An 18,729-nucleotide genomic window follows, 5' to 3' on the forward strand; every position below is an offset into this window, starting at 1 on the left:
CCGCGGGAGCAGCTCCCTCGGAGGACACCACCGAATGAACAGCATCAACCGACGCTCCGTCCTGCTCGCCGGACTCGGGGCCGTCGGCGTCGGCGCGCTCGCCGCCTGCAGCGGGCCCGGCGCGTCCACCGCCCTGGTCCGCCCGTCGGATCCCGCGGTCACCGCCACCGAGAAGAAGCGCCCCACCAGCGGACGGGAGCGGAAGGTCACACTGACCGCCGCACCCGCCAGGGTCGACCTGGGCGGCGGCGTCACGCCCAGGACCTGGGCGTACGACGGCCGCGCCCCGGGCAGGGAGATCCGGATCTCCGTCGGCGACACCCTCGTGGCCGAACTGTCCAACCAGCTCCCCGACCGGACCGCCACGTCGATCCACTGGCACGGCCTCGCACTGCGCAACGACATGGACGGCGTGCCGCCGGCCACCCAGACCTCCGTACGGGCCGGTTCCGCCTTCACCTACCGGTTCATCGCCGACGCCCCCGGCACCTACTTCTTCCACCCGCACGTCGGCGTCCAGCTCGACCGCGGTCTGTACGCCCCGCTGATCGTCGACGACCCCAGGGAGCCTCTTGGGTACGACGACGAATGGGTCGTCGTCCTGGACGACTGGGTCGACGGCGTCACCGGCACCCCGGACGAGGTCTTCTCGGAACTCAGGCAGGGCATGGGCGGAGCGGACGGCATGGACGGCATGGACGGCATGGACACGGACACGGGCGGCGGCTCGGGTCCGGCCGGCATGGACCACGGCGACATGGGAGACATGAGCGGGCACAGCGCAAGCGCTTCCGCGTCGCCCTCGTCACCCGCCCCGACCGGTTTCATGCTCATGGGTGCCACCAGCGCGCTGCTCGGAGGTGACGCCGGAGACGTGAGGTACCCGCACCACCTCGTCAACGGCCGGGTGGCGACCGACCCGGCCGTCCACACCGGCAAACCCGGCGACAGGGTCCGCCTGCGGATCATCAACGCGGGCTCGGACACCGCCTACCGCGTCGCCCTCGGCGGCCACAGACTGACCGTCACCCACACCGACGGCTTCCCGGTCGAACACCGGGATGTGGACGCGCTGCTGATCGGCATGGGCGAACGCTACGACGTCCTGGTCACCCTGGGCGACGGGGTGTTCCCGCTCGTCGCCCGGGCAGAGGGCAAGGACGCGAACGGCCTGGCCCTCGTACGTACCGGCTCCGGCGGCAGGCCCCCCGCGACCGTCCGCCCGAAGGAACTCGACGGCGTGATCATGACCGCGTCCCGGCTCCGCGCCGCCGACGGCGTACGGCTCCCGCCGGCCAGGACCGATGCCACACACCGGATCGAGCTGACCGGGGGCATGGCCGCGTACAACTGGGCCCTCAACGGCAAGCCGTTCGACATGGACGATCCCGAAGCGCATCCGATCCTCGTCGAGGAGGGACAGCGCGTACGGCTCGACTTCGTCAACGACACCGACATGTGGCACCCCATGCACCTGCACGGCCACACGTACCAGCTCGGCACCTCCGGGCCGCGCAAGGACACCGCGATCGTGCTGCCCGGGAAGGAGCTGTCCGTCTTCTTCGACGCCGACAACCCCGGCCAGTGGATGCTGCACTGCCACAACGCGTACCACGGGGAGGCCGGGATGATGGCGAACCTGGCCTACCGCGCCTGACCGCGCCTGACAGCACCCGTCCGCCGCGGCGCCCGGCCCGCAGCAGCGGACGGAGCGTCACGGCGGACGGGGCGCCGCGGCGGGCAGCCTGCTCAGCCGGCCGTGGGCGTCCAGTCGCCCAGCCAGTCCGCGACCTCCTGGCCCGCCGCCTGGGAGTCGTTGAGGTGCGGCCGGTCGCCGCTCGCTGAGCCGGAGCCGGGGCCGGTGTTCTTGTACTCGGCGAAGCGGTCGTCCTTCCACGAGAAGCCGCTCATGTCGGTCCAGGGGGTCGTCTTGATCGCGGCACTGAGCGTGGACTCGCGGACGGTGGTCTGCGGGTCGAGTGAGGCGTCGCCGCCCGCGTGCCAGGGCCGGCCCAGGTAGAAGCTCGCCGCGGACACGTCACCGTTGACCGTCGAGCGGTTGATGAGGATGCCCTTGCGACCCGCGGTGGTGCTCGGCGCGGTGATGTACCCGGCCGAACTGCCGTCCCACCGCTTCTTGAGGGTGATCACGGACCTGTCGATCACGGCGCTGGCGCGGCCGAAGATGAAGTCGACGTTGCCCGTGACGTAGGAGTTGGTGACGTAGACCCGGCCGAGCCTGTCCTTGGCCGCGGTGTCCAGCAGCAGGGTGTCCTGGTCACCGTTGACGATGACCCCGTCGAGGAAGACCTGGTCCGCGGCGGTGCGCAGGGCGACGGCCTGATGACCGGAGAGGCTCTGGTTCTTCGCCTCGTCGAAGTCGTTGCTGATGGTCAGGTTGCGGGCCTGGAAGTCGTCGGCCTCGACGGCGACGCTCGCGCTGCCGCTGGTGCCGTACGTACCCCCGCCCGGCTTCGCGGTGCCCGCCGCGTTGTTGTACACGATCTCGGTGTCCTTGCGGCTGGCGCCCGAGCCCTGGATGGTGACGTGCGGCTTGTTCGACGGGACCTTGACGGTCTCGCGGTAGGCACCGGGCCTGACCAGGATGACGACCCGGGCGGCGTTGCCCGCCGGTACGGCGTCGACGGCCTTCTGCACGCTGGTGTACTGGCCGCTGCCGTCCTTGGCAACGGTGATCGTGGCGGCAGCGGCTGCCGTACGTTGCGCACCCACCACGCTCACCGCCCCGATCGAACTACGCGGCCCCGTCCCGGACCTGAGGAGCGCCGGGACGTCGGCGGCCTTGTCGAGTGTGTAGCTGTAGTACGCCTTCGGGTCGAACGCCGTACCGCCGCTCTCGTTGCGCCCGCTCGTGCCGGAGAAGACGTTCCCCCGCTGGACCACGGAGGCGGTGGAGTCCTTCTGGACCGGGTTCTTCATGCCCTGGAAGTAGCTGTTCTCCAGGACCATCCTCGTGTTCCCGCGCGAGTAGTTGCCGTAGGAGGAGTTGATGCCGGTGCCCGCCACATCCTCCAGGTAGTTGTTGTAGAGGTGCGCCTGGGCGACGTTGTCGGTGGACGGATTGCGCTGCTCGGTCTCGCGGAACCAGTTGTGGTGGATGGTGAGAGCGGCGGTGACGTTCTCGGTCCAGCCGATGCCGAAGGTCTTGTTGTTGTCGCTCAGCTTGTTCCAGGACACCGTCACGTAGGTGGTGTCCTTGCGGCTGTCGATGAGCCCGTCGGCCATGCGCCGGAAGTCGTTGTGGTCGATCCACACGTGGTGGGCGCCGTCCATCTGGATGCCGTCGAAGTCGTGGTCCTTGTCGTTCCAGACACCCTGGTACGAGTCACGGATCGTCAGGTTCCGGATGATCACGTTGTGCACGCCCTGGCCGAGGAAGAACCCACCGCCGACGATCTGCCCGGAGGTCCCCTGGCCCACGATCGTCTTGTCCGAGGAAACCTTGATCTCCTTGCCGACCGGATTCATGGTGATGGCCGCGGCCACGACGATGACGTACGGCTCCGCGGCCGTGGCGTACTTCTCCAGATCCGCGAGCGTCGTCACGGTGACGGTCCTGCCGTCCCGCCCGCCGTACGTCCCGTTCTGGCCGAGGGCGTTGACGGAGGCGAACCCGTCCGCCACATCGGCGGCCCAGGCGGGTGCGGCAACCGGAACCGCCGCGGCGACCGTCCGCTGCCCGTCCGCCCGGAACGCCCCGGGGCCGCTGCCGTACGCCATGACACCGGCGGCGGCGAGGGTCAGCGGGACACCGGCGGCCAGGGTGGTCCACCGCTTGCGGGGGTGGGTCGTACTGCGTATCTCATTCATGGATTCTTCCGATCTGTGTCGGCCACGGTGGGGGAAGAGATACGGAGTAGTTGCCGCCGGCGCGACGAAGGTTGCCGCGCACCGGCCCAGGAACAGAGAGACGTCCCCGACGGGCCCGGCAGGGATCCCGTGACGCGGGCACCGGCCAGGGGCCGCGTCGCCGGGTACTCCCGCGCGGATCGACATCAGGCCGGGGTAGGACGTACCGGAGCCGCCTCGGGTGACGACCCAGGACTTGCCTCTCCCTCCAGCCCGTACGTTCCTGGAGCAGGGCGGCTTCGTACTCGTTGGTGAACAAGAGCCGTACTCCTCGAAGTTGGTGCCCGCCGCACCCACCAACACCGGGGGGAGCACCGAGCACCCCCAGGCCGAAGGTGATGTTCGCCGCGACGCCTCCTCGGCGTACCTCCAAGTCGTCGACGAGGAAGGACAGGGATACGGTGGCCAGCCGCTCGGGGATGAGCTGTTCGGCGAACGGACCGGGGAACACGGTCAGATGGTCCGTGGCGATGGAGCCGGTGACGGCTGTCGGCATATCAGGCCCCCACGGCCTCGCGCAGGGCTCCCGCGCGGTCGGTCCGCTCCCAGGTGAAGCCGGGCAGCGTACGGCCGAAGTGACGGTACGCAGCGGTCTGTGCGTAGATCGGCCTGAGCAGGTCGAGGTCGCGGATGACGGCGGCCGGACGGAGGTCGGACACCTCACTGATGGCGGCCTCGATACGGGGCATGGGAACGGTGTTCGTACCGAACGCTCGATGAAGAGGCCGACCGGCTCGGCTTGCCGATCGCGTAGGCGACCTGGACCTCACAGCGGGCCGCGAGCCCGGCGGCGACGACGTTCTTGGCGACCCAGCGCGTCGCGTACGCCGTGGACCGGTCGACCTTGGAGGGGGTCTTGCCGAAGAAGGCACCACCGCCGTGGCGGGCCTGGCCGCCGTAGGTGTCCATGGCCGGTCCGCCCGTGGCTGATCCACATCTGCACCGCGCGCTAGGGTTCTCGCCCTGACGCTTGCCCCATCAGGTGGGCCTGACCGGCAAGGCGCCGTGCGGGCTGTATGTCGTCATCACTCGTCATGTCTTCATGATGTCCCCTCAGCGGGAGCGGGAGCGGGAGCGGGAGCGGAGGGCGGAGGGCGGAGCGGTTCTGTCGGGGCGTGCGGCAGGCTTCGCTATTGGTGCCCGGTGAGAGGGCAGGGTCTGCTGTCTGGGGACCAGTTGGGGACCACACGGTGTGCGCGGGACCGAACGGCGCGGGCGACAGCACACAGCTTGCTCCCTCGTTTAGTCCGTTTACGTGTTTCTTGGGAACCAGTTGGGGACCGCGGGGGTTCAGGGCCTGTCCGGCGATGCGCCCGCCGCGGGGTTCGGTGAAGAGCCGGCCTCCGCGGCGGGGCCGGCGGCGAGGATGCGCTCGGCGACGAGGGCGTATCTCCTCGATGGCCCAGTGTGCGCCCCCTGCCCCCCTGTCCCCGGCCTCCCGCCGCACCGAAGCGTGGGCGGGTCAACAGGGCCTGACTCAGGGCGAGTTCGGCTATTGGCCGACCGGACTCTACCCATCGGTAACCCTTGGCTGTCACGATGTGCCCGACACATCGGCCCCACCCCTCACCCAAGGAGACCGATATGGCGGCACTCGGCCTGCTCAGAAGCCTCACCACGACCGCGGTTCTCACCACGGCGATCGCGGCGGGCACCGCTCTTCCCGCCCTGGCCGCTCCCTCCGCCCCGGCGGCCACCCCGGCCGCCGTCGACACCGCGGCAGCTGCGAAGCCCGACTACGCGACCTGGCAGGCCGACATCGCCGCTGTCATGGACCAGGCCGACTCCTACATCGCCGGACGTCTCGCCTCGGTGCCCGCCGGCCAGAAACCCGCCATAGTCCTGGACATCGACAACACCTCGCTGGAAACCGACTATTCGTCGGCCTTGCCGACCCCGGCGATCCGGCGGACCCTCGCCCTGGCGGACTTCGCGCACGACCGCGGCGTCAAGATCTTCTTCGTATCGGCCCGCCCCGACCTCATCCAGTCGATCACCAAGTACAACCTGACATCGGTCGGCTACACGGTCGACGGGCTCTACGGCCGGTCGATCGGCGACCTGTTCACGGAGGTGAGCGCGTTCAAGACGGCCCAGCGCGTGAAGATCGAGAAGAACGGCTACACGATCATCGCCAACATCGGCAACAACACCACCGACCTGACCGGCGGCCACGCCGAACGCACCTTCAAGCTCCCCGATTACGACGGCCAGCTCTCTTGACCTGACTCTCCTGACCTGAGCACCCGACTCACGTCGTCGTTGGCGGAGGAGGTCCCGGAACGAGGGGCGACGGCCGTGCGCCGGCCTCGTCCCTCAGTTCATCCGCTCCGCTGACGGTTTTGAAGTACCCAGCGGCGATCAGACCTGCCAGGGAAGCCCGTCACCGGGCGCGGGGCGTGCACGGTCAGGGTGCGGGCGGGGAACTTCATGACGCCGCACGCTCGTCGCGCGCCTCGTCGGGGTGGGCCAGGCCCAGGTGGTCGCGCAGAGTGGTGCCCTCGTACTCCGTGCGGTACACGCCGCGTTCCTGGAGCAGTGGGACTACCTGGTCGGCGAAGGCGTCGAGGCCGCCGAGGGTGATGTGCGGGACGAGGATGAAGCCGTCACTGGCGTCGGCCTGGACGAGGTCGTCGATGGTCCGGGCGACGGTGGCCGGGGAGCCGACGAAGTTCTGCCGGTTGCCGGTCTCGATGACCAGGTCCCGGATCGACCACTGGTTGGCGGCGGCGAGTTCGCGCCACTCGCGGGCCGTGGCCGACGGGTCGCGGTACATCCGTACCTGGGCGCGCCCGCGGGCGATGGTGTGCTCGCCGAGGTCGGGATCGATGTCGGGGAGCGGTCCGTCGGGGTCGTACGCGGACAGGTCCCGGTTCCAGACGAACTCCAGGTGCTTGATGGCCGTGGCCCCGCTCACCTGCCGGCGGCGCACCTCATGGGCCAGTTCCTCCGCCTCGGCGTCGGTGTCGCCGAGCACGAAGCTCGCGGCGGGCAGGATCAGCAGCTGGTCGCGGTCGCGGCCGTACCGGGCCAGGCGGCCCTTGAGGCCGGCGTAGAACGCCTTGCCCTCCTTGAGGGTGGCGTACCGGCTGAAGATGGCGCCGGCGCTCGACGCGGCGAACTCGCGTCCCTCGTCGGAGTCGCCGGCCTGGAAGATCACCGGGCGGCACTGCGGGCTGCGCGGTACGTTGAACTGCCCCTGGATGTCGAAGTGCCGGCCCTGGTGCACGAAGGCTCCGGCCCGCGCGTCCCGCAGGAAGGTACCGGTCTCCCGGTCGGCGACGATCTCGTCCCCGCGCCACGGCGCGGGTTCGCCCGCTCATGTGGTCATCGGCCCCGGCCCGCAGACAAGCAACCCTTCCACCGCGACAGGGTGCTCCGGGTGACGACCGGTCCCGCCGGCGCGGCGGGGCAAGCGCGGTCTCGCGTCTCGCGAGCCCGGAGGCAAGACGGGTGGCAATGCCCAGGAACGGCTTGACGAGGCGCCTGCACATCGATCTGTTGCGTGTCTCCAGCGCTTACTGACCCACCACCGGCCCGTGCGATCCGGAGTCCGTTCGGTCCGGCCGTTCGGTCCGGGGTCCGTGCGGTCCGGACCGGTGTGAAAAGCGCAGTCGCTCCGCATTCGGTCGCTGGTGCCCACAAGGCGGCGGTGGCCTCCTCGTTCCCCAAGGGAGAGTCATGCCCGAGACAGCTTCGCGCAACTCCAGCACCGCCACGTCCAGTGGCTGTCACCAGAGTTCGTCCGCTTCGGGGCTCCGCCCCGGGACGGGCGCGGCGTCCCCCCGTCCGCACCGCTTCCAGAGCCGGATCGGCGTCGGCCTCGCCGGCGGCTTCTACCCGACACCGCACCGCTACGACCTCTACCTGTCGGCGAGTTGTCCCGGCTCACTGCGAATCTCGATCACCCTCGACCTGCTCGGCCTCAAGGACTCGGTCGCCACCACGCTTTTGACGCACCCCGCCGAGACACCCGAAGCCTTCGCCTCACTGCGCGGTGCGTACGAGGCCACGGTGCACCACTACGACGGGCCGCTGACCGCGCCCGCGCTGCGCGACCGCTGGAGCGGACGCATCGTCAGTAACGATACGGCCGACATCCTCTGCGACCTCGCGGGCCTGCTCTCCGGACACGACGGAGCCTGCCCCTCCGCCCTCAACCCGCCGGCTCTCGCCCCGGACATCGACGTCCTCCGCGACCTGCTGGACCGGGACGTCACCCCGGCCGCCCAGTCCTCGGGGCGAGCGGCGGCACTGAGCCTGCTGGACCGTCAACTCGCCACATCTCCCTACGCGTTGGGTGAGGACCTGACGGCCGCGGACGTGGACCTGTGGGTAGCGCTCGTCCATCTCGGCCCGGCCGGCACCCTCTGCTCGTACCCCCGGCTCCGGGACTACGTAAGCCGCCTCGGTGAGCACCCCGCCTTCGAGGGCAGGAACGAGGCGCTGTCCGACGCGGCGTGAGCCCCCGGGCCCAGGCCCGTCGAGAGGCCGGGACGGGCGGTACAACCATCCGTACCGTTCGCGGGTCACATCAAGTGGGAGCAAACCGCTCCCAGGGACACAAGGGGGAAATATGAGAATCACGCGTAATGTCGCTGCCGTCGGGGCGTTCGCCGCGCTGGCGGTGGGCGCGGGGACCGTGTTCAGCACGACCGCCTCCGCCGCACCCAACGTCACACCGCAGGGCGTCTGCGGCAAGGCCTACAAGACCGTGAACTCGGCGGCCATCGGCTCGCTGGGCACGGTCTACCTGACCTACAACTCCTCGAACGGCAAGAACTGCGTCGCGACCATCCGTACCAACCCGGGCGCGGCCAAGAACATGTCCACGTACATCTACGTCCCCGACAGCGACGAGTGGGCCGGGGACTCCGGTAGTTACACGTCGTACGCGGGGCCGGGCTATGTCTACGGCAAGGGCCATTGCGTGAGCTGGGGCGGCAGTATCGACAACATCTATGTGTCGGTGGAGAACTCCAACTGCGCCGCCCTGAAGGAGCACCGGGTCACCGAAGTCCGCTGATCCGGTTCCTCACCCGGCCGCGAGTTCCCGCGCCGCCGCCTCCCGCAGTTCGACCGTGCGGACCTTGCCGCTGACGGTCATGGGAGGCGTCCGCGAGCCGCAGGTGGCGCGGGAACTTGGAGCGGTTGCTCCCATGGGGCAACTCGGCCGACTGTTTCACCCTCCGACGCGGGTCCTCATCCGGGCCCGCGTCGCTGCGTTCGTCGACGTCGCCCTGGCGGCCGTCGATGCCACCGCGCGCCTGGTCGTGATGAACGGCGGCGGCGGGGCTCATCGTGGTGAGCATCAGATGTTCGCCACGGCCAGGCCCGCGAGAGCCACGATGCCAGCCCTGCCACTAGATGGCACCACTGCGGCATCGTCATGGCGCTAACGTACGCCACCTCGCTGTCGGTGCGGCGTGAAGGGTGCATCAATTCGAGGAAGAAACCCCAGGTCGAGGTCCATATTCGTGAACGGGAGTCAATCTGGCTCGCCATGGCGCCATCGATGTGCCATGATGGCGTCATGGACCTCACGCCCTACGTCGACAATCTCCGGCACGAGCTGGCCGTCGCCGCGGACGCCGGCGGCGACGACGCCCGTGCCCTCGCCGAGCGGCTCACCGCACCCCTGGAATCCGCCGCCCGCCTGACCCTCCTCAACGCACTGTCCGCCGCCATGGGCGAGGTGACGCGGGAGCTGGCGCCGGGCTCGGTCGACGTGCGGCTGCGCGGGCTCGACCCCGAGTTCGTGGTGACGCCGCCGCCGGCACCCGAGCCGTTCCGGGAGACGCGGGAGCCGGTCACGGCCCCCGCCGCACCCACGCCCCCGCCGTCCACGGACGCCGACGACGGCACCATGGCGCGGATCAACTTCCGCCTCCCCGCCCACCTCAAGGCCCGCGCCGAGAACGCCGCGGCGGCGGAGGGCCTGTCGGTCAACGCCTGGCTGGTGCGGGCCGTTTCCACCGCACTCGACGGGGGGGAGCGCGGAAGCCGGCCGGGCCGCGGCAAGGACTCGGGCGGCCGGGGCTTCACCGGCTGGGTCCGCTAGGACCGTCGGCCCACCCCACCACTTTCACCGGCGGATCGCCGATCCCGCCGACGTCACTCATCACCCGCCTCACCAGCGGGATCACCCAGCCGAGCCCAGCCAAGCCAAGCCAAGCCAAGAGGACGGAACAGTCATGCCTGCTTTCGAGACCCCCGAACCGATCTCCGTCACCCTCGAGTTGGAGGCCGGCACCGCCCGCATCACCGCGGGCAAGCGCACCGACACGGTCGTGGAGGTGCTGCCGCGCAACGGATCCGACGACAACGACGTACGCGCCGTACAGCAGACCCAGGTCACCTGCTCGGGCGGCCGTCTCACGGTCAAGACACCCAAGAAGCGGACCTTGTTCGGCAAGCCCGGCGCCATCGAGGTGAGCGTCGAACTGCCCACGGGATCGGATGTCCGGGGCACCTCGGCCATGGGCGGCTTCTTCTGTGAAGGCCGTTTCGGGGACGTCACGCTCAAGACCTCGCTCGGTGACCTTCAAGTCGATGAGGTGGCCGGGGCCAACCTCAAGACCGATTACGGCGACATCCGCCTGGCCCGCTCGACCGGGGACATCGAAGTCATCGGCGCGGGCCGGATCGAGATCGGCACGGTCGCCGGCGCGGCGACCGTCAAGAACAGCAACGGCGCGACCCAGGTCGGCGAGGTCACCGGCGGGCTGAAGACCAACGCGGCCAACGGCGACATTTCCGTAGGCATCGCGCACAGCAGCGTCGGAGCCAAGTCCGCCAACGGCCGGATCGAGATCGGCGTGGCCCACGCCGAGGTCGACGCGATGGCCTCCAGCGGCGGTATCCGCGTCAGCGATGCCACCCGCGGCCGGATCGACCTGCGCACCTCCGTCGGCGACCTCGAAGTGGGCATCCACGAGGGCACCGCCGCCTGGCTCGACCTGGACACCAAGTACGGCACGGTGCGCAACTCACTCGGCTCCTCCGCCGGCCCCGCGGACTCCGACGAGACCGCCGAGGTGCGCGCCCGGACCGCGACCGGCGACATCATCATCCGCCGCGCCTGACCCCGCGTACCCCCAACTCCGCACCCCCGAAAGGAAAGCGGCATGACTGCCACCCGGACATCCGCGCCGATCGCCGCGAACGCGACGGCGCCGGCGATCACCGCCACCGGACTGCGCAAGTCCTACGGCGACAAACTCGTGCTCGACGGCATCGACCTGAACATCGCCGAAGGCACCGTCTTCGCTCTGCTCGGGCCCAACGGCGCCGGCAAGACCACCACGGTGGAGATCCTCTCCACGCTCATCGACGCCGACGCGGGCGAGGCCTGGGTCGCGGGCCGCCATCTGACCCGGGCCGCCGACGCGGTGCGCTCAGCGATCGGCGTCACCGGCCAGTTCTCGGCCGTCGACAATCTGCTGACCGCCGAGGAGAACCTGCTCCTCATGGCGGATCTGCACCACCTCGACCGGCGCGAGGGCAAGCGGCGGGCCAAGGACCTGATGCGTCGCTTCGACCTGTCCGAGGTCGCGGGCAAGACCGCCGTCACCTTCTCCGGCGGTATGCGGCGCAAGCTGGACCTCGCGATGACCCTGGTCGGCGATCCACGGATCATCTTCCTCGACGAGCCCACCACCGGACTCGACCCGCGCAGCCGGCGCACCATGTGGGAGATCATCCGCGACCTTGTCGCCGACGACGGCGTGACCATCTTCCTGACCACCCAGTACCTCGAAGAGGCCGACCAACTCGCGGACCGAATCGCCGTGTTGGACCACGGCAGGCTGATCGCCGAGGGCACCGCCGACGAGCTGAAGCAGCGCATCCCCGGTGGTCACATCCGGGTGCGGTTCGCCGACGCCCAGGGCCTGGACACCGCCGCGGGCATCTTCGGCATCGCCACGCGCGACGAGGACTCCCTCACCCTGCAGGTCCCCAGCGACGGTTCCATCCCCAACCTGCGGGCCGTCCTCGACGCCCTGGAGTCCACCGCCGTCCGGGCCGAGTCCCTCACCGTGCACACCCCCGACCTCGATGACGTCTTTCTGACCCTCACCGGTCAGCCCCGTCCCGCCGACAGCGTCGCATCGTTCAAGGAGAACGCCTGATGGCCACCGTGTCCTACGCCGCCAGAGACTCCAGGACGATGCTGCGGCGCAACCTCAAGAAGGCCCTGCGCTATCCGTCCCTGACGCTCACCGTCGTCATCATGCCCGTCATGATGCTGCTGCTGTTCAACTACGTCTTCGGCAGTGCCCTGGGCGCCGGCATCAGCGGCCTGCCCACCGGCAGCGGCGACTACATCGACTACGTGGCGCCCGGCATCATCCTGATGGCCGCCACCTCCGGCGCTCTGACCACCGCGATCAGCGTGTGTGTCGACAAGACCGAGGGCATCGTCAACCGTTTCCGTACGATGCCGATCTCCCGGGCCTCGTTCCTGACCGGCCATGTCGTCGGCGGTGTGATCCAGACGATGACCAGCATCACGCTCGTCATCGGCGTCGCCCTTCTGATGGGCTTCCGCCCCAGCGCGACGCCCGTCGAATGGGTCGCCGCCATCGGCCTGCTCACCCTGCTCACGTTCGCGCTCACCTGGCTCTCCGCGGGTATCGGCCTGGTCGCCAAGAACCCGGAGACCGCGAGCAACATCCCGATGCCGCTGACGTTCATGCCGTTCATCGGCAGCGCCATCGTGCCGCCCGAGTCCATGCCCGCCGGCCTGCGCTGGTTCGCCGAGAACCAGCCCTTCACCCCGGTCATCGAGACCCTGCGCGGCCTGTGGCTCGGCACCGAGATCGGCTCCAGCGCGGCCATCGGCCTCGCCTGGTGCGCGGCGCTCTCGCTGGTCGGCTACCTGTGGGCGCGCCGTACCTTCAGGACCGGTGCCAAGCGCTGACCGCCCCTCTCCTCACGCCACTTCACCGATTCGCACGATCCGCACTCCGCCCGACGATCGCAGGAGGATCCCATGTCGTACGACCCGACGGCCGTCGACAGCACCGTCACCGACACCGCCGACACCACCGTCACCGACACCACCGTCGAAGAGCCGCCCACCCTGCCCACCGACCGGCGCACCGGCTGCCCCTTCGACCCGCCCGCCGAACTCACCGCACTGAGCGACAAGCCGATGCGCCGCATGCGCTACACCGACGGACACACAGGGTGGCTGGCTACCGGACACGCCGCGGCCCGCGCGATCCTGGCCGACCCGCGCTTCAGCTCACGCTACGAACTCATGCATACGCCGGTGCCGATAGAGGGCCTGTCGGGGGAGTTACCGTCGGCTCCGGTCGGCGACATCAGCGGCCTCGACGGCCCCGAACACACCCGGTACCGGCGCCTGCTCACCGGTAAGTTCACCGTCCGCCGTATGCGCCAACTCGCCGAACGGGTCGAGCAGTTCACCACCGAGTGCCTGGACGCCATGGAGCAGACCGGGCCCACGGCCGACCTGATGGAGGCGTTCGCGCAGCCCGTGCCCGCACTCGTGATCTGCGAGCTGCTCGGCGTGCCGTACGCCGACCGGGAGCGCTTCCAGAGCCAGGTGGCGACCGTCTTCGACCAGACGGCGGATGGGGAGGCGAAGGGCGAGGCCTATATGGCGCTGCTTCAGTACGTGGGCGAACTGGTTCTCGCCAAGCGCGCCGAGCCCACCGACGACCTGCTCAGCGATCTGACCACCTCTGACCTCACCGACGAGGAACTGGCCGGAATCGGCGGGTTTCTGCTCGCCGCGGGACTCGACACCACCGCGAACATGCTCGGCCTCGGCACCTTCGCCCTGCTGAGCAACCCCGACCAGCTGGACGCCCTGCGCGCCGACCCCGCACTCGCCGAGAAGACCGTGGAAGAGCTGCTGCGCTACCTCAGCGTGGCGGACCCACTGCCGCGGTCGGCACTCGATGACGTCGAGGTGGAGGGCCAACTCGTCAGGGCGGGCGAGACGGTGACCATTTCCGTGCAGGCCGCCAACCGCGACCCGCACAGGTTCCCCGACCCCGACCGGCTCGACATCCACCGCAAAGCCACCGGGCACCTGGCCTTCGGCCACGGCCCCCACCAGTGCCTGGGCCAGCAGCTCGCCCGCGTCGAGATGACCGTCGCGTTCCGGGCGCTCTTCGCCCGATTCCCCACCCTGCGCCTCGCGGTGCCGCCGCAGGAGGTGCCGCTGCGTGACCGCTCCAACATCTACGGCGTGATCAGCCTGCCCGTCACCTGGGACAAGGAGTAGCAGCATGAGCGACCCACGAGAGCCGTCGCGTCTCAGCGTCGACCGAGACCGCTGCGCCGGCGCCGGCATGTGCGCCCTGACGGCTCCCGAGGTCTTCGACCAGGACGACGAGGAGGGCTTGGTGGTGCTCCTGCACCCGGCGCCCGCCCCCGAGCACCGGGCCGCCGCCCGGATGGCCGTCGGCCTCTGCCCCGCCGGAGCCATCGCCCTCAACCGCCCGGATTTTACGGCCGGGTGACCGACGCCGTACACGAGCGCGGCGGCGTGATCTTCGCCCAGCTCATGCACACCGGCCGCATCGGACACCCCAGTCTGCTGCCCGACGGCCTGATCCCTGTTGGCCCCTCGGCCGTGGCCGCGAAGGGCCAGGTGTTCACCCCCGACCCCACCGGCCCGGACACGCTGAACCTGGTCGAGGACGGCACCACCGACGCGATCGCGATCCAGGCGGACGTCTCCGACCCGGAACAGACCGGACGTCTCGTCGATCAGGTCGTCGAGCGCTACGGCAAGCTCGACATCCTGGTGAGCAACGCGGGGATCGAGCACTTCGGCCGCCTCGACGAGATCACGCCGGAGGATTTCGACAGGGTCTTCTCCGTCAACACCCGCGGCCAGCTCTTCGCCGTCCAGCACGCGGCACGCCACCTCCCCGACGGCGGACGGATCGTACTCACCTCGTCGGTCAGCGCCAAGCGCGCCGTCTTCCACCACACCCTGTACGCCGCCAGCAAGGGCGCGGTGAACAGCATGGTGCTCAACCTGTCACCGGAGCTCGGCGCGCGCGGCATCACGATCAACGCCATCGCCCCCGGCGGAACCGTCACTGATATGGCCAACACTCACGCACTCAGCTACAAGCACCCGCTGCTCGATGTCCCGCTGGACGTCTGGGAGAAGATGCACGGCGCCCTGGGCCGCCTGGCCCGCCCGGAGGAGAGCGCCGCCGTCACCGCGTTCCTCGCCTCCGATGACGCCTCGTACATCACCGGCCGCGTCATCGAGGCGGATGGCGGGTTCTTCTAGGCCCTTGGCGCGTCACGGGTGAACGTCCCCTCCCGCCTGCCGTGCGTATCCGCACGGCAGGCGGACTCCTCATGGCGTGCTGTCGTCCAGGGCCGAGGGATTCAGTGACGCCACCAGCTTCAGCAGAAGCAGGCACACCTGCGCCTCCTCCGGGTTGGGTGCTCGGCGCCGCCCTGGTGCTCTACCTGAAGGATGTGTTCCGGCGCGAAGCTCCCACCGGTCCGCGGCGGGAGCAGGGCGAGCCGCAGGCTGACGTCGTTCGTGACGCGGTGCACGTCACGGGCCCGTCAAGACTCCGGCGCGGGGTGCCAGAGATCCGACAAGGGAGCGTGCTGACGTGCGATCGCTCCCTGAAGCTGGCCCTTCCGACGATGAAAGGCGCCAAGCACTATGCCGATGGCTTTCCGGGGCGAGGACTCGTCCGAGACCATCACCGGGGCTGATGAGGAGCCCCCCGATACCGACGTACGGGCCGCAGCCGCGGCCGGGGATCCCGGCGGCCGGCACAAGCTGACCACGACGCAGGGACTGGCGGCGCTGTCGCTGGACGCCATGGCGTCTGTCGCGTACGGGCCGGAGGCGATCGTCCTCGTGCTGGCCGCCGCGGGGGCGCACGGCCTCGGTTTCACCCTGCCCGTCACCCTCGCGATCGCCGGGCTGCTCGCGGTGCTCGTCGCTTCGTACCGGCAGGTGATCGCCGCGTTCCCGGACGGCGGCGGCGCGTACGCGGTGTCCAAGGCGCATCTGGGCAGGCGCCCCGCGCTGGCCGCCGCGGCCTCGCTGGTCCTGGACTACGTCCTCAACGTGGCCGTCTCCGTGACCGCCGGGGTCGCCGCCCTGACCTCGGCCTTCCCCTCGCTGTACGGCGACCGGCTGTGGATCTGCCTGGTTGTGCTGGCGCTGGTCACGTGCGTGAACCTGCGCGGCATCGTGGACTCCGCGAAGGCTTTCATCGTCCCCACCGCGATCTTCGTGGGCAGCATCTTCGCCATCATCGTCGTCGGACTGTTCCGTGATGCTCCGGCGAGCACCGCGACCGCCGCCGGACACGCTTCCGCGCTCGGCCAGGGCGCGACAACGGTCGGCGCGCTCCTCCTGCTGAAAGCTTTCGCCTCCGGCTGCTCGGCGTTGACCGGGGTCGAGGCCGTCGCCAATGCCGTGCCGTCCTTCCGCGCCCCGGCCGCCCGGCGGGCCCAGCGCACCGAGGTCGCTCTGGGCGCGCTGCTCGGCGTCATGCTGATCGGGCTGTCGGTGCTCATCGGCCGCTTTCATCTGCGACCGGTCGAGGGAGTGACCGTCCTCGCCCAGCTCGCGGACGCCTCCCTCGGCCACAACTGGGCCTTCTACGTCGTGCAGTTCGCGACGATGGTGCTGCTCGCGCTGGCGGCCAACACCTCGTTCGGCGGGCTGCCCGTCCTGATGAGTCTGCTCGCCCGGGACAACTATCTGCCGCACGTCTTCGGCCTCAAGGCCGACCGCCAGGTCCACCGACACGGCGTGCTCGCCCTCGCCGCCGTGTCAGCCGCGATGCTGGCCGTGTCCGGCGGGGACACCAACACCCTGGTGCCGCTCTTCGCGATCGGTGTCTTCGTCGGGTTCACGCTCTGCCAGGCAGGCATGGTCCGTCACTGGCGCCTCGAACGGACGCCCGGCTGGCGGTGGAAGACGGCGCTCAACGGATTCGGCGCGCTGCTCACCGGCATCGCGGCGATCGTGGTGACCGCCACGAAGTTCACCGAGGGCGCTTGGCTCGTCGTGATCGCGCTGCCGCTGCTCGTCCTCGCCTTCGAGCGGACCCACCGCGCGTACGACCGGATCGGTGAGGCCCTCGACCTGGGCCGGATTCCCGAGGCTCCGCGCCGGGACCGCTCGCTGGTCGTCGTCCCTGTCTCCGGGATCTCCCGTCTGACCCGCGAGGCGCTCGGCGCCGCGGCCTCCCTCGGAGACGATGTGCTGGCGGTGACCGTCGTCCATTCCGACCCGGAGGACAAGCGGGCCGCCGAGTCGCTCCGGCGTGACTGGGAGCTGTGGAACCCTGGCGTCGCCCTGGTCGACGTGCCGTCCACCACCCGCTCGCTGGGGCGCCCGCTCACCTCGTACGTACGGGAACTGGCCGGCCAGCACCCCCGTACACGCATCACCGTGCTCATCCCCGAGACCGAGCCCGCCCACCTCTGGCTGCGGCTGCTGCAGAACCAACGGGGCGCCGTCGTCGCCCACGCGATGCGCCGCGACACCGACGTCGCCATCTGCCGGCTCCGTTTCCGGCCGGAAGTCGCCTGAGGCTCGTCCGGCCTGGGGCTCGGGTGGGGCTCGGGTGGGGCCCGGGAACAGGTCGGCCGGGGCGCATGTCCCCGGGCAGGAAGCTGAGCGCATCCCATCGTCGTAAAATACGATATACGGCCACAGGTGGGGGTATGTGGACGCGGCCCGGTACGCGTAAGGGAGAGAGGTCCGTCGATGACGGGAAGCGATATTCCGCGAGCGCCGCTCACACCCATCGTGGTTCTGAAAGTCCACGACGGAAACCCACCGTTCCGGCTCGTAGAGGTCGAAGGAGAACCGGTCGGCATGGCATTTTCGATCGAAGACGTACTGAGTCACGTCCATCGGCTCGGCCTCAAGGCCTCCGACCTCGACGACCCGGACAAAGTGCGCTGGGTGGGTGGCGATAAATACACCTGGTACACCAGTCCTTGGCGCTGAATTCCGCCCGCCCCCCCGTGGTCTCCCGGGCCTGCTCCTTGCGATCATCAGTCGCAAGGAGCAGGCCTCCGGGTGCTTTTCCCTTCGCTTTTTCTTTCAGACTTTCACAACCATGCGATACATGGCTGGTTGCTCGGCATCCGTGTTTTTCGCCGACGGTTTTCGCCAGGACATCCAGGAGCGGGGTGGGGGAAAGCGCGGCCGCTCGGAGGGCAGGCGCGTGGGCTCGTATCGCCGCTGATCGGTCCTGACCTGCGCTTGGAGATGAGTGTGCGGCATGAGGGCCGCACAGTGGCCGACGCGCCAGGGGGCGAGTGAGGGCCTCTCCGGAGGACCTCAGCCGTCATCGAGATGAACCCTTACCCGTGATCCGGCGAAAGTGCACAGGTCGGCGCCGGGTGGCGATGAGATTCGTTGGACCGTGAAGTGATCACTCATTAGGGTCAGTTGTGCGGACCAGCGGATGTCGACCTCGCCTTTCCGGTCTCGCGATGCTGCCTGGATCCGATGCCCGGTGGTGTAACCCTTCGGCAGGGAAAGGGGCATGGTGGCGGGTGCGGTATTCACGCTTCTCGAACTCGTCCCTTCCTGGTACCTGATATGAGCTCAATGAAGCCTGATCTGTTCGATGGCCCGGTCCGGTCGCACATGGTGCTCGCTCTCAGCAGCTGACGAGACCGCAGGCGTGTGGTCCTACGCGGCTGACGGGACTCGGTGGCAGGCGACGAAGGTGGGCGCGCCGTCCGGCGGCGAGTGGGGTGGGGAGTGTTGAGTGGAGGAGATCAATTTCCCTCCGGATGTCCGGAAAATGCTCTTTGGCCTCATTGGGGAAATGCCCCTTGAGGCCAGGGAGAATTTGGCGTACT

Annotated in this window: 15 protein-coding genes, 3 pseudogenes and 1 riboswitch; of the genes and pseudogenes, 13 read left to right on the forward strand and 5 right to left on the reverse strand. The window is 69.5% G+C overall.

Features of this window, described 5'->3' with window-relative positions; translation table 11 throughout:
- Nucleotides 1–34: 34 nt before the first annotated feature.
- Nucleotides 35–1,657, forward strand: a complete 1,623-nt coding sequence (locus ACIQD6_RS07985) for a multicopper oxidase family protein (RefSeq protein ID WP_401879448.1) — start codon at nucleotides 35–37, stop codon at nucleotides 1,655–1,657.
- A gap of 92 nt (nucleotides 1,658–1,749) precedes the next feature.
- On the opposite strand, the gene ACIQD6_RS07990 is transcribed toward ACIQD6_RS07985, so the two are convergent.
- From ACIQD6_RS07990 to ACIQD6_RS08000, 3 genes and pseudogenes are all read right to left on the reverse strand, one after another.
- On the reverse strand, nucleotides 1,750–3,831 hold the full coding sequence (locus tag ACIQD6_RS07990; protein ID WP_401879608.1) for a pectinesterase family protein: 2,082 nt from the start codon (nucleotides 3,829–3,831) through the stop codon (nucleotides 1,750–1,752).
- Nucleotides 3,832–4,134: 303 nt separating this feature from the next.
- Nucleotides 4,135–4,366 (reverse strand): annotated as a pseudogene (locus ACIQD6_RS07995) (carbohydrate kinase family protein); the annotation flags it as partial.
- Nucleotide 4,367: 1 nt separating this feature from the next.
- Nucleotides 4,368–4,845, reverse strand: a pseudogene (locus ACIQD6_RS08000) (methionine adenosyltransferase domain-containing protein); the annotation flags it as partial.
- Between the two features lie 609 nt (nucleotides 4,846–5,454).
- Here ACIQD6_RS08000 and ACIQD6_RS08005 point away from each other — a divergent pair.
- Nucleotides 5,455–6,093, forward strand: coding sequence for an HAD family acid phosphatase (locus ACIQD6_RS08005; protein WP_401879451.1), 639 nt, complete (start codon nucleotides 5,455–5,457; stop codon nucleotides 6,091–6,093).
- A gap of 205 nt (nucleotides 6,094–6,298) precedes the next feature.
- On the opposite strand, the pseudogene ACIQD6_RS08010 reads toward ACIQD6_RS08005, so the two are convergent.
- Nucleotides 6,299–7,171 (reverse strand): annotated as a pseudogene (locus ACIQD6_RS08010) (LLM class flavin-dependent oxidoreductase); the annotation flags it as partial.
- 16 nt (nucleotides 7,172–7,187) lie between these two features.
- Nucleotides 7,188–7,294, forward strand: a riboswitch (SAM riboswitch).
- Between the two features lie 257 nt (nucleotides 7,295–7,551).
- Here ACIQD6_RS08010 and ACIQD6_RS08015 point away from each other — a divergent pair.
- Nucleotides 7,552–8,334: a glutathione S-transferase C-terminal domain-containing protein gene (locus tag ACIQD6_RS08015; RefSeq protein WP_401879454.1), complete on the forward strand. Its 783-nt coding sequence runs from the start codon at nucleotides 7,552–7,554 to the stop codon at nucleotides 8,332–8,334.
- Nucleotides 8,335–8,446: 112 nt separating this feature from the next.
- A complete protein-coding gene (locus tag ACIQD6_RS08020) occupies nucleotides 8,447–8,896 on the forward strand; it encodes a spore-associated protein (protein ID WP_401879456.1) in 450 nt (149 codons plus the stop codon).
- A 9-nt stretch (nucleotides 8,897–8,905) separates the two neighbouring features.
- On the opposite strand, the gene ACIQD6_RS08025 is transcribed toward ACIQD6_RS08020, so the two are convergent.
- The gene (locus tag ACIQD6_RS08025) at nucleotides 8,906–9,031 is read right to left on the reverse strand and encodes a hypothetical protein (protein ID WP_401879458.1); all 126 of its coding nucleotides are present in this window, start codon (nucleotides 9,029–9,031) and stop codon (nucleotides 8,906–8,908) included.
- A 372-nt stretch (nucleotides 9,032–9,403) separates the two neighbouring features.
- Here ACIQD6_RS08025 and ACIQD6_RS08030 point away from each other — a divergent pair, with 372 nt between their 5' ends.
- The 9 genes from ACIQD6_RS08030 to ACIQD6_RS08070 all read left to right on the forward strand — a co-directional run bounded on the left by ACIQD6_RS08030 (nucleotide 9,404) and on the right by ACIQD6_RS08070 (nucleotide 17,863).
- Entirely contained in the window at nucleotides 9,404–9,931 is a 528-nt protein-coding gene (locus ACIQD6_RS08030) for a toxin-antitoxin system HicB family antitoxin (protein WP_401879460.1), read from the forward strand.
- A 133-nt stretch (nucleotides 9,932–10,064) separates the two neighbouring features.
- The gene (locus ACIQD6_RS08035; protein WP_401879462.1) at nucleotides 10,065–10,955 is read left to right on the forward strand and encodes a DUF4097 family beta strand repeat-containing protein; all 891 of its coding nucleotides are present in this window, start codon (nucleotides 10,065–10,067) and stop codon (nucleotides 10,953–10,955) included.
- 42 nt (nucleotides 10,956–10,997) lie between these two features.
- The gene (locus ACIQD6_RS08040; protein WP_401879465.1) at nucleotides 10,998–12,002 is read left to right on the forward strand and encodes an ATP-binding cassette domain-containing protein; all 1,005 of its coding nucleotides are present in this window, start codon (nucleotides 10,998–11,000) and stop codon (nucleotides 12,000–12,002) included.
- Nucleotides 12,002–12,793, forward strand: a complete 792-nt coding sequence (locus ACIQD6_RS08045; RefSeq protein ID WP_401879467.1) for an ABC transporter permease — start codon at nucleotides 12,002–12,004, stop codon at nucleotides 12,791–12,793. The genes ACIQD6_RS08040 and ACIQD6_RS08045 overlap by 1 nt, the downstream gene beginning before the upstream one ends.
- 72 nt (nucleotides 12,794–12,865) lie before the next feature.
- On the forward strand, nucleotides 12,866–14,131 hold the full coding sequence (locus ACIQD6_RS08050; RefSeq protein ID WP_401879470.1) for a cytochrome P450: 1,266 nt from the start codon (nucleotides 12,866–12,868) through the stop codon (nucleotides 14,129–14,131).
- 4 nt (nucleotides 14,132–14,135) lie between these two features.
- Nucleotides 14,136–14,369, forward strand: a complete 234-nt coding sequence (locus ACIQD6_RS08055; protein WP_401879472.1) for a ferredoxin — start codon at nucleotides 14,136–14,138, stop codon at nucleotides 14,367–14,369.
- The gene (locus ACIQD6_RS08060; protein ID WP_401879475.1) at nucleotides 14,366–15,157 is read left to right on the forward strand and encodes an SDR family oxidoreductase; all 792 of its coding nucleotides are present in this window, start codon (nucleotides 14,366–14,368) and stop codon (nucleotides 15,155–15,157) included. Before ACIQD6_RS08055 ends, ACIQD6_RS08060 begins: the two co-directional genes overlap by 4 nt.
- A gap of 390 nt (nucleotides 15,158–15,547) precedes the next feature.
- Complete coding sequence (locus tag ACIQD6_RS08065) at nucleotides 15,548–17,440, forward strand: APC family permease (protein WP_401879477.1); 1,893 nt, start codon at nucleotides 15,548–15,550, stop codon at nucleotides 17,438–17,440.
- A 288-nt stretch (nucleotides 17,441–17,728) separates the two neighbouring features.
- A complete protein-coding gene (locus ACIQD6_RS08070; protein WP_401879480.1) occupies nucleotides 17,729–17,863 on the forward strand; it encodes a hypothetical protein in 135 nt (44 codons plus the stop codon).
- Nucleotides 17,864–18,729: the final 866 nt, after the last annotated feature.

The organism is Streptomyces sp. NPDC088400, from assembly GCF_044753355.1.
In the GTDB taxonomy this organism is placed as follows: Bacteria; Actinomycetota; Actinomycetes; order Streptomycetales; family Streptomycetaceae; genus Streptomyces.

Bases quoted from the DNA above. Each gene is read 5' to 3' on its own strand.
- ACIQD6_RS07985 (WP_401879448.1), top strand. From the start codon at position 35: ATGAACAGCATCAACCGACGCTCCGTCCTGCTCGCCGGACTCGGGGCC.
- ACIQD6_RS07990 (WP_401879608.1), bottom strand. From the start codon at position 3,831: ATGAATGAGATACGCAGTACGACCCACCCCCGCAAGCGGTGGACCACC.
- ACIQD6_RS08005 (WP_401879451.1), top strand. From the start codon at position 5,455: ATGGCGGCACTCGGCCTGCTCAGAAGCCTCACCACGACCGCGGTTCTC.
- ACIQD6_RS08015 (WP_401879454.1), top strand. From the start codon at position 7,552: ATGCCCGAGACAGCTTCGCGCAACTCCAGCACCGCCACGTCCAGTGGC.
- ACIQD6_RS08020 (WP_401879456.1), top strand. From the start codon at position 8,447: ATGAGAATCACGCGTAATGTCGCTGCCGTCGGGGCGTTCGCCGCGCTG.
- ACIQD6_RS08025 (WP_401879458.1), bottom strand. From the start codon at position 9,031: ATGGGAGCAACCGCTCCAAGTTCCCGCGCCACCTGCGGCTCGCGGACG.
- ACIQD6_RS08030 (WP_401879460.1), top strand. From the start codon at position 9,404: ATGGACCTCACGCCCTACGTCGACAATCTCCGGCACGAGCTGGCCGTC.
- ACIQD6_RS08035 (WP_401879462.1), top strand. From the start codon at position 10,065: ATGCCTGCTTTCGAGACCCCCGAACCGATCTCCGTCACCCTCGAGTTG.
- ACIQD6_RS08040 (WP_401879465.1), top strand. From the start codon at position 10,998: ATGACTGCCACCCGGACATCCGCGCCGATCGCCGCGAACGCGACGGCG.
- ACIQD6_RS08045 (WP_401879467.1), top strand. From the start codon at position 12,002: ATGGCCACCGTGTCCTACGCCGCCAGAGACTCCAGGACGATGCTGCGG.
- ACIQD6_RS08050 (WP_401879470.1), top strand. From the start codon at position 12,866: ATGTCGTACGACCCGACGGCCGTCGACAGCACCGTCACCGACACCGCC.
- ACIQD6_RS08055 (WP_401879472.1), top strand. From the start codon at position 14,136: ATGAGCGACCCACGAGAGCCGTCGCGTCTCAGCGTCGACCGAGACCGC.
- ACIQD6_RS08065 (WP_401879477.1), top strand. From the start codon at position 15,548: ATGCCGATGGCTTTCCGGGGCGAGGACTCGTCCGAGACCATCACCGGG.
- ACIQD6_RS08070 (WP_401879480.1), top strand. From the start codon at position 17,729: ATGGCATTTTCGATCGAAGACGTACTGAGTCACGTCCATCGGCTCGGC.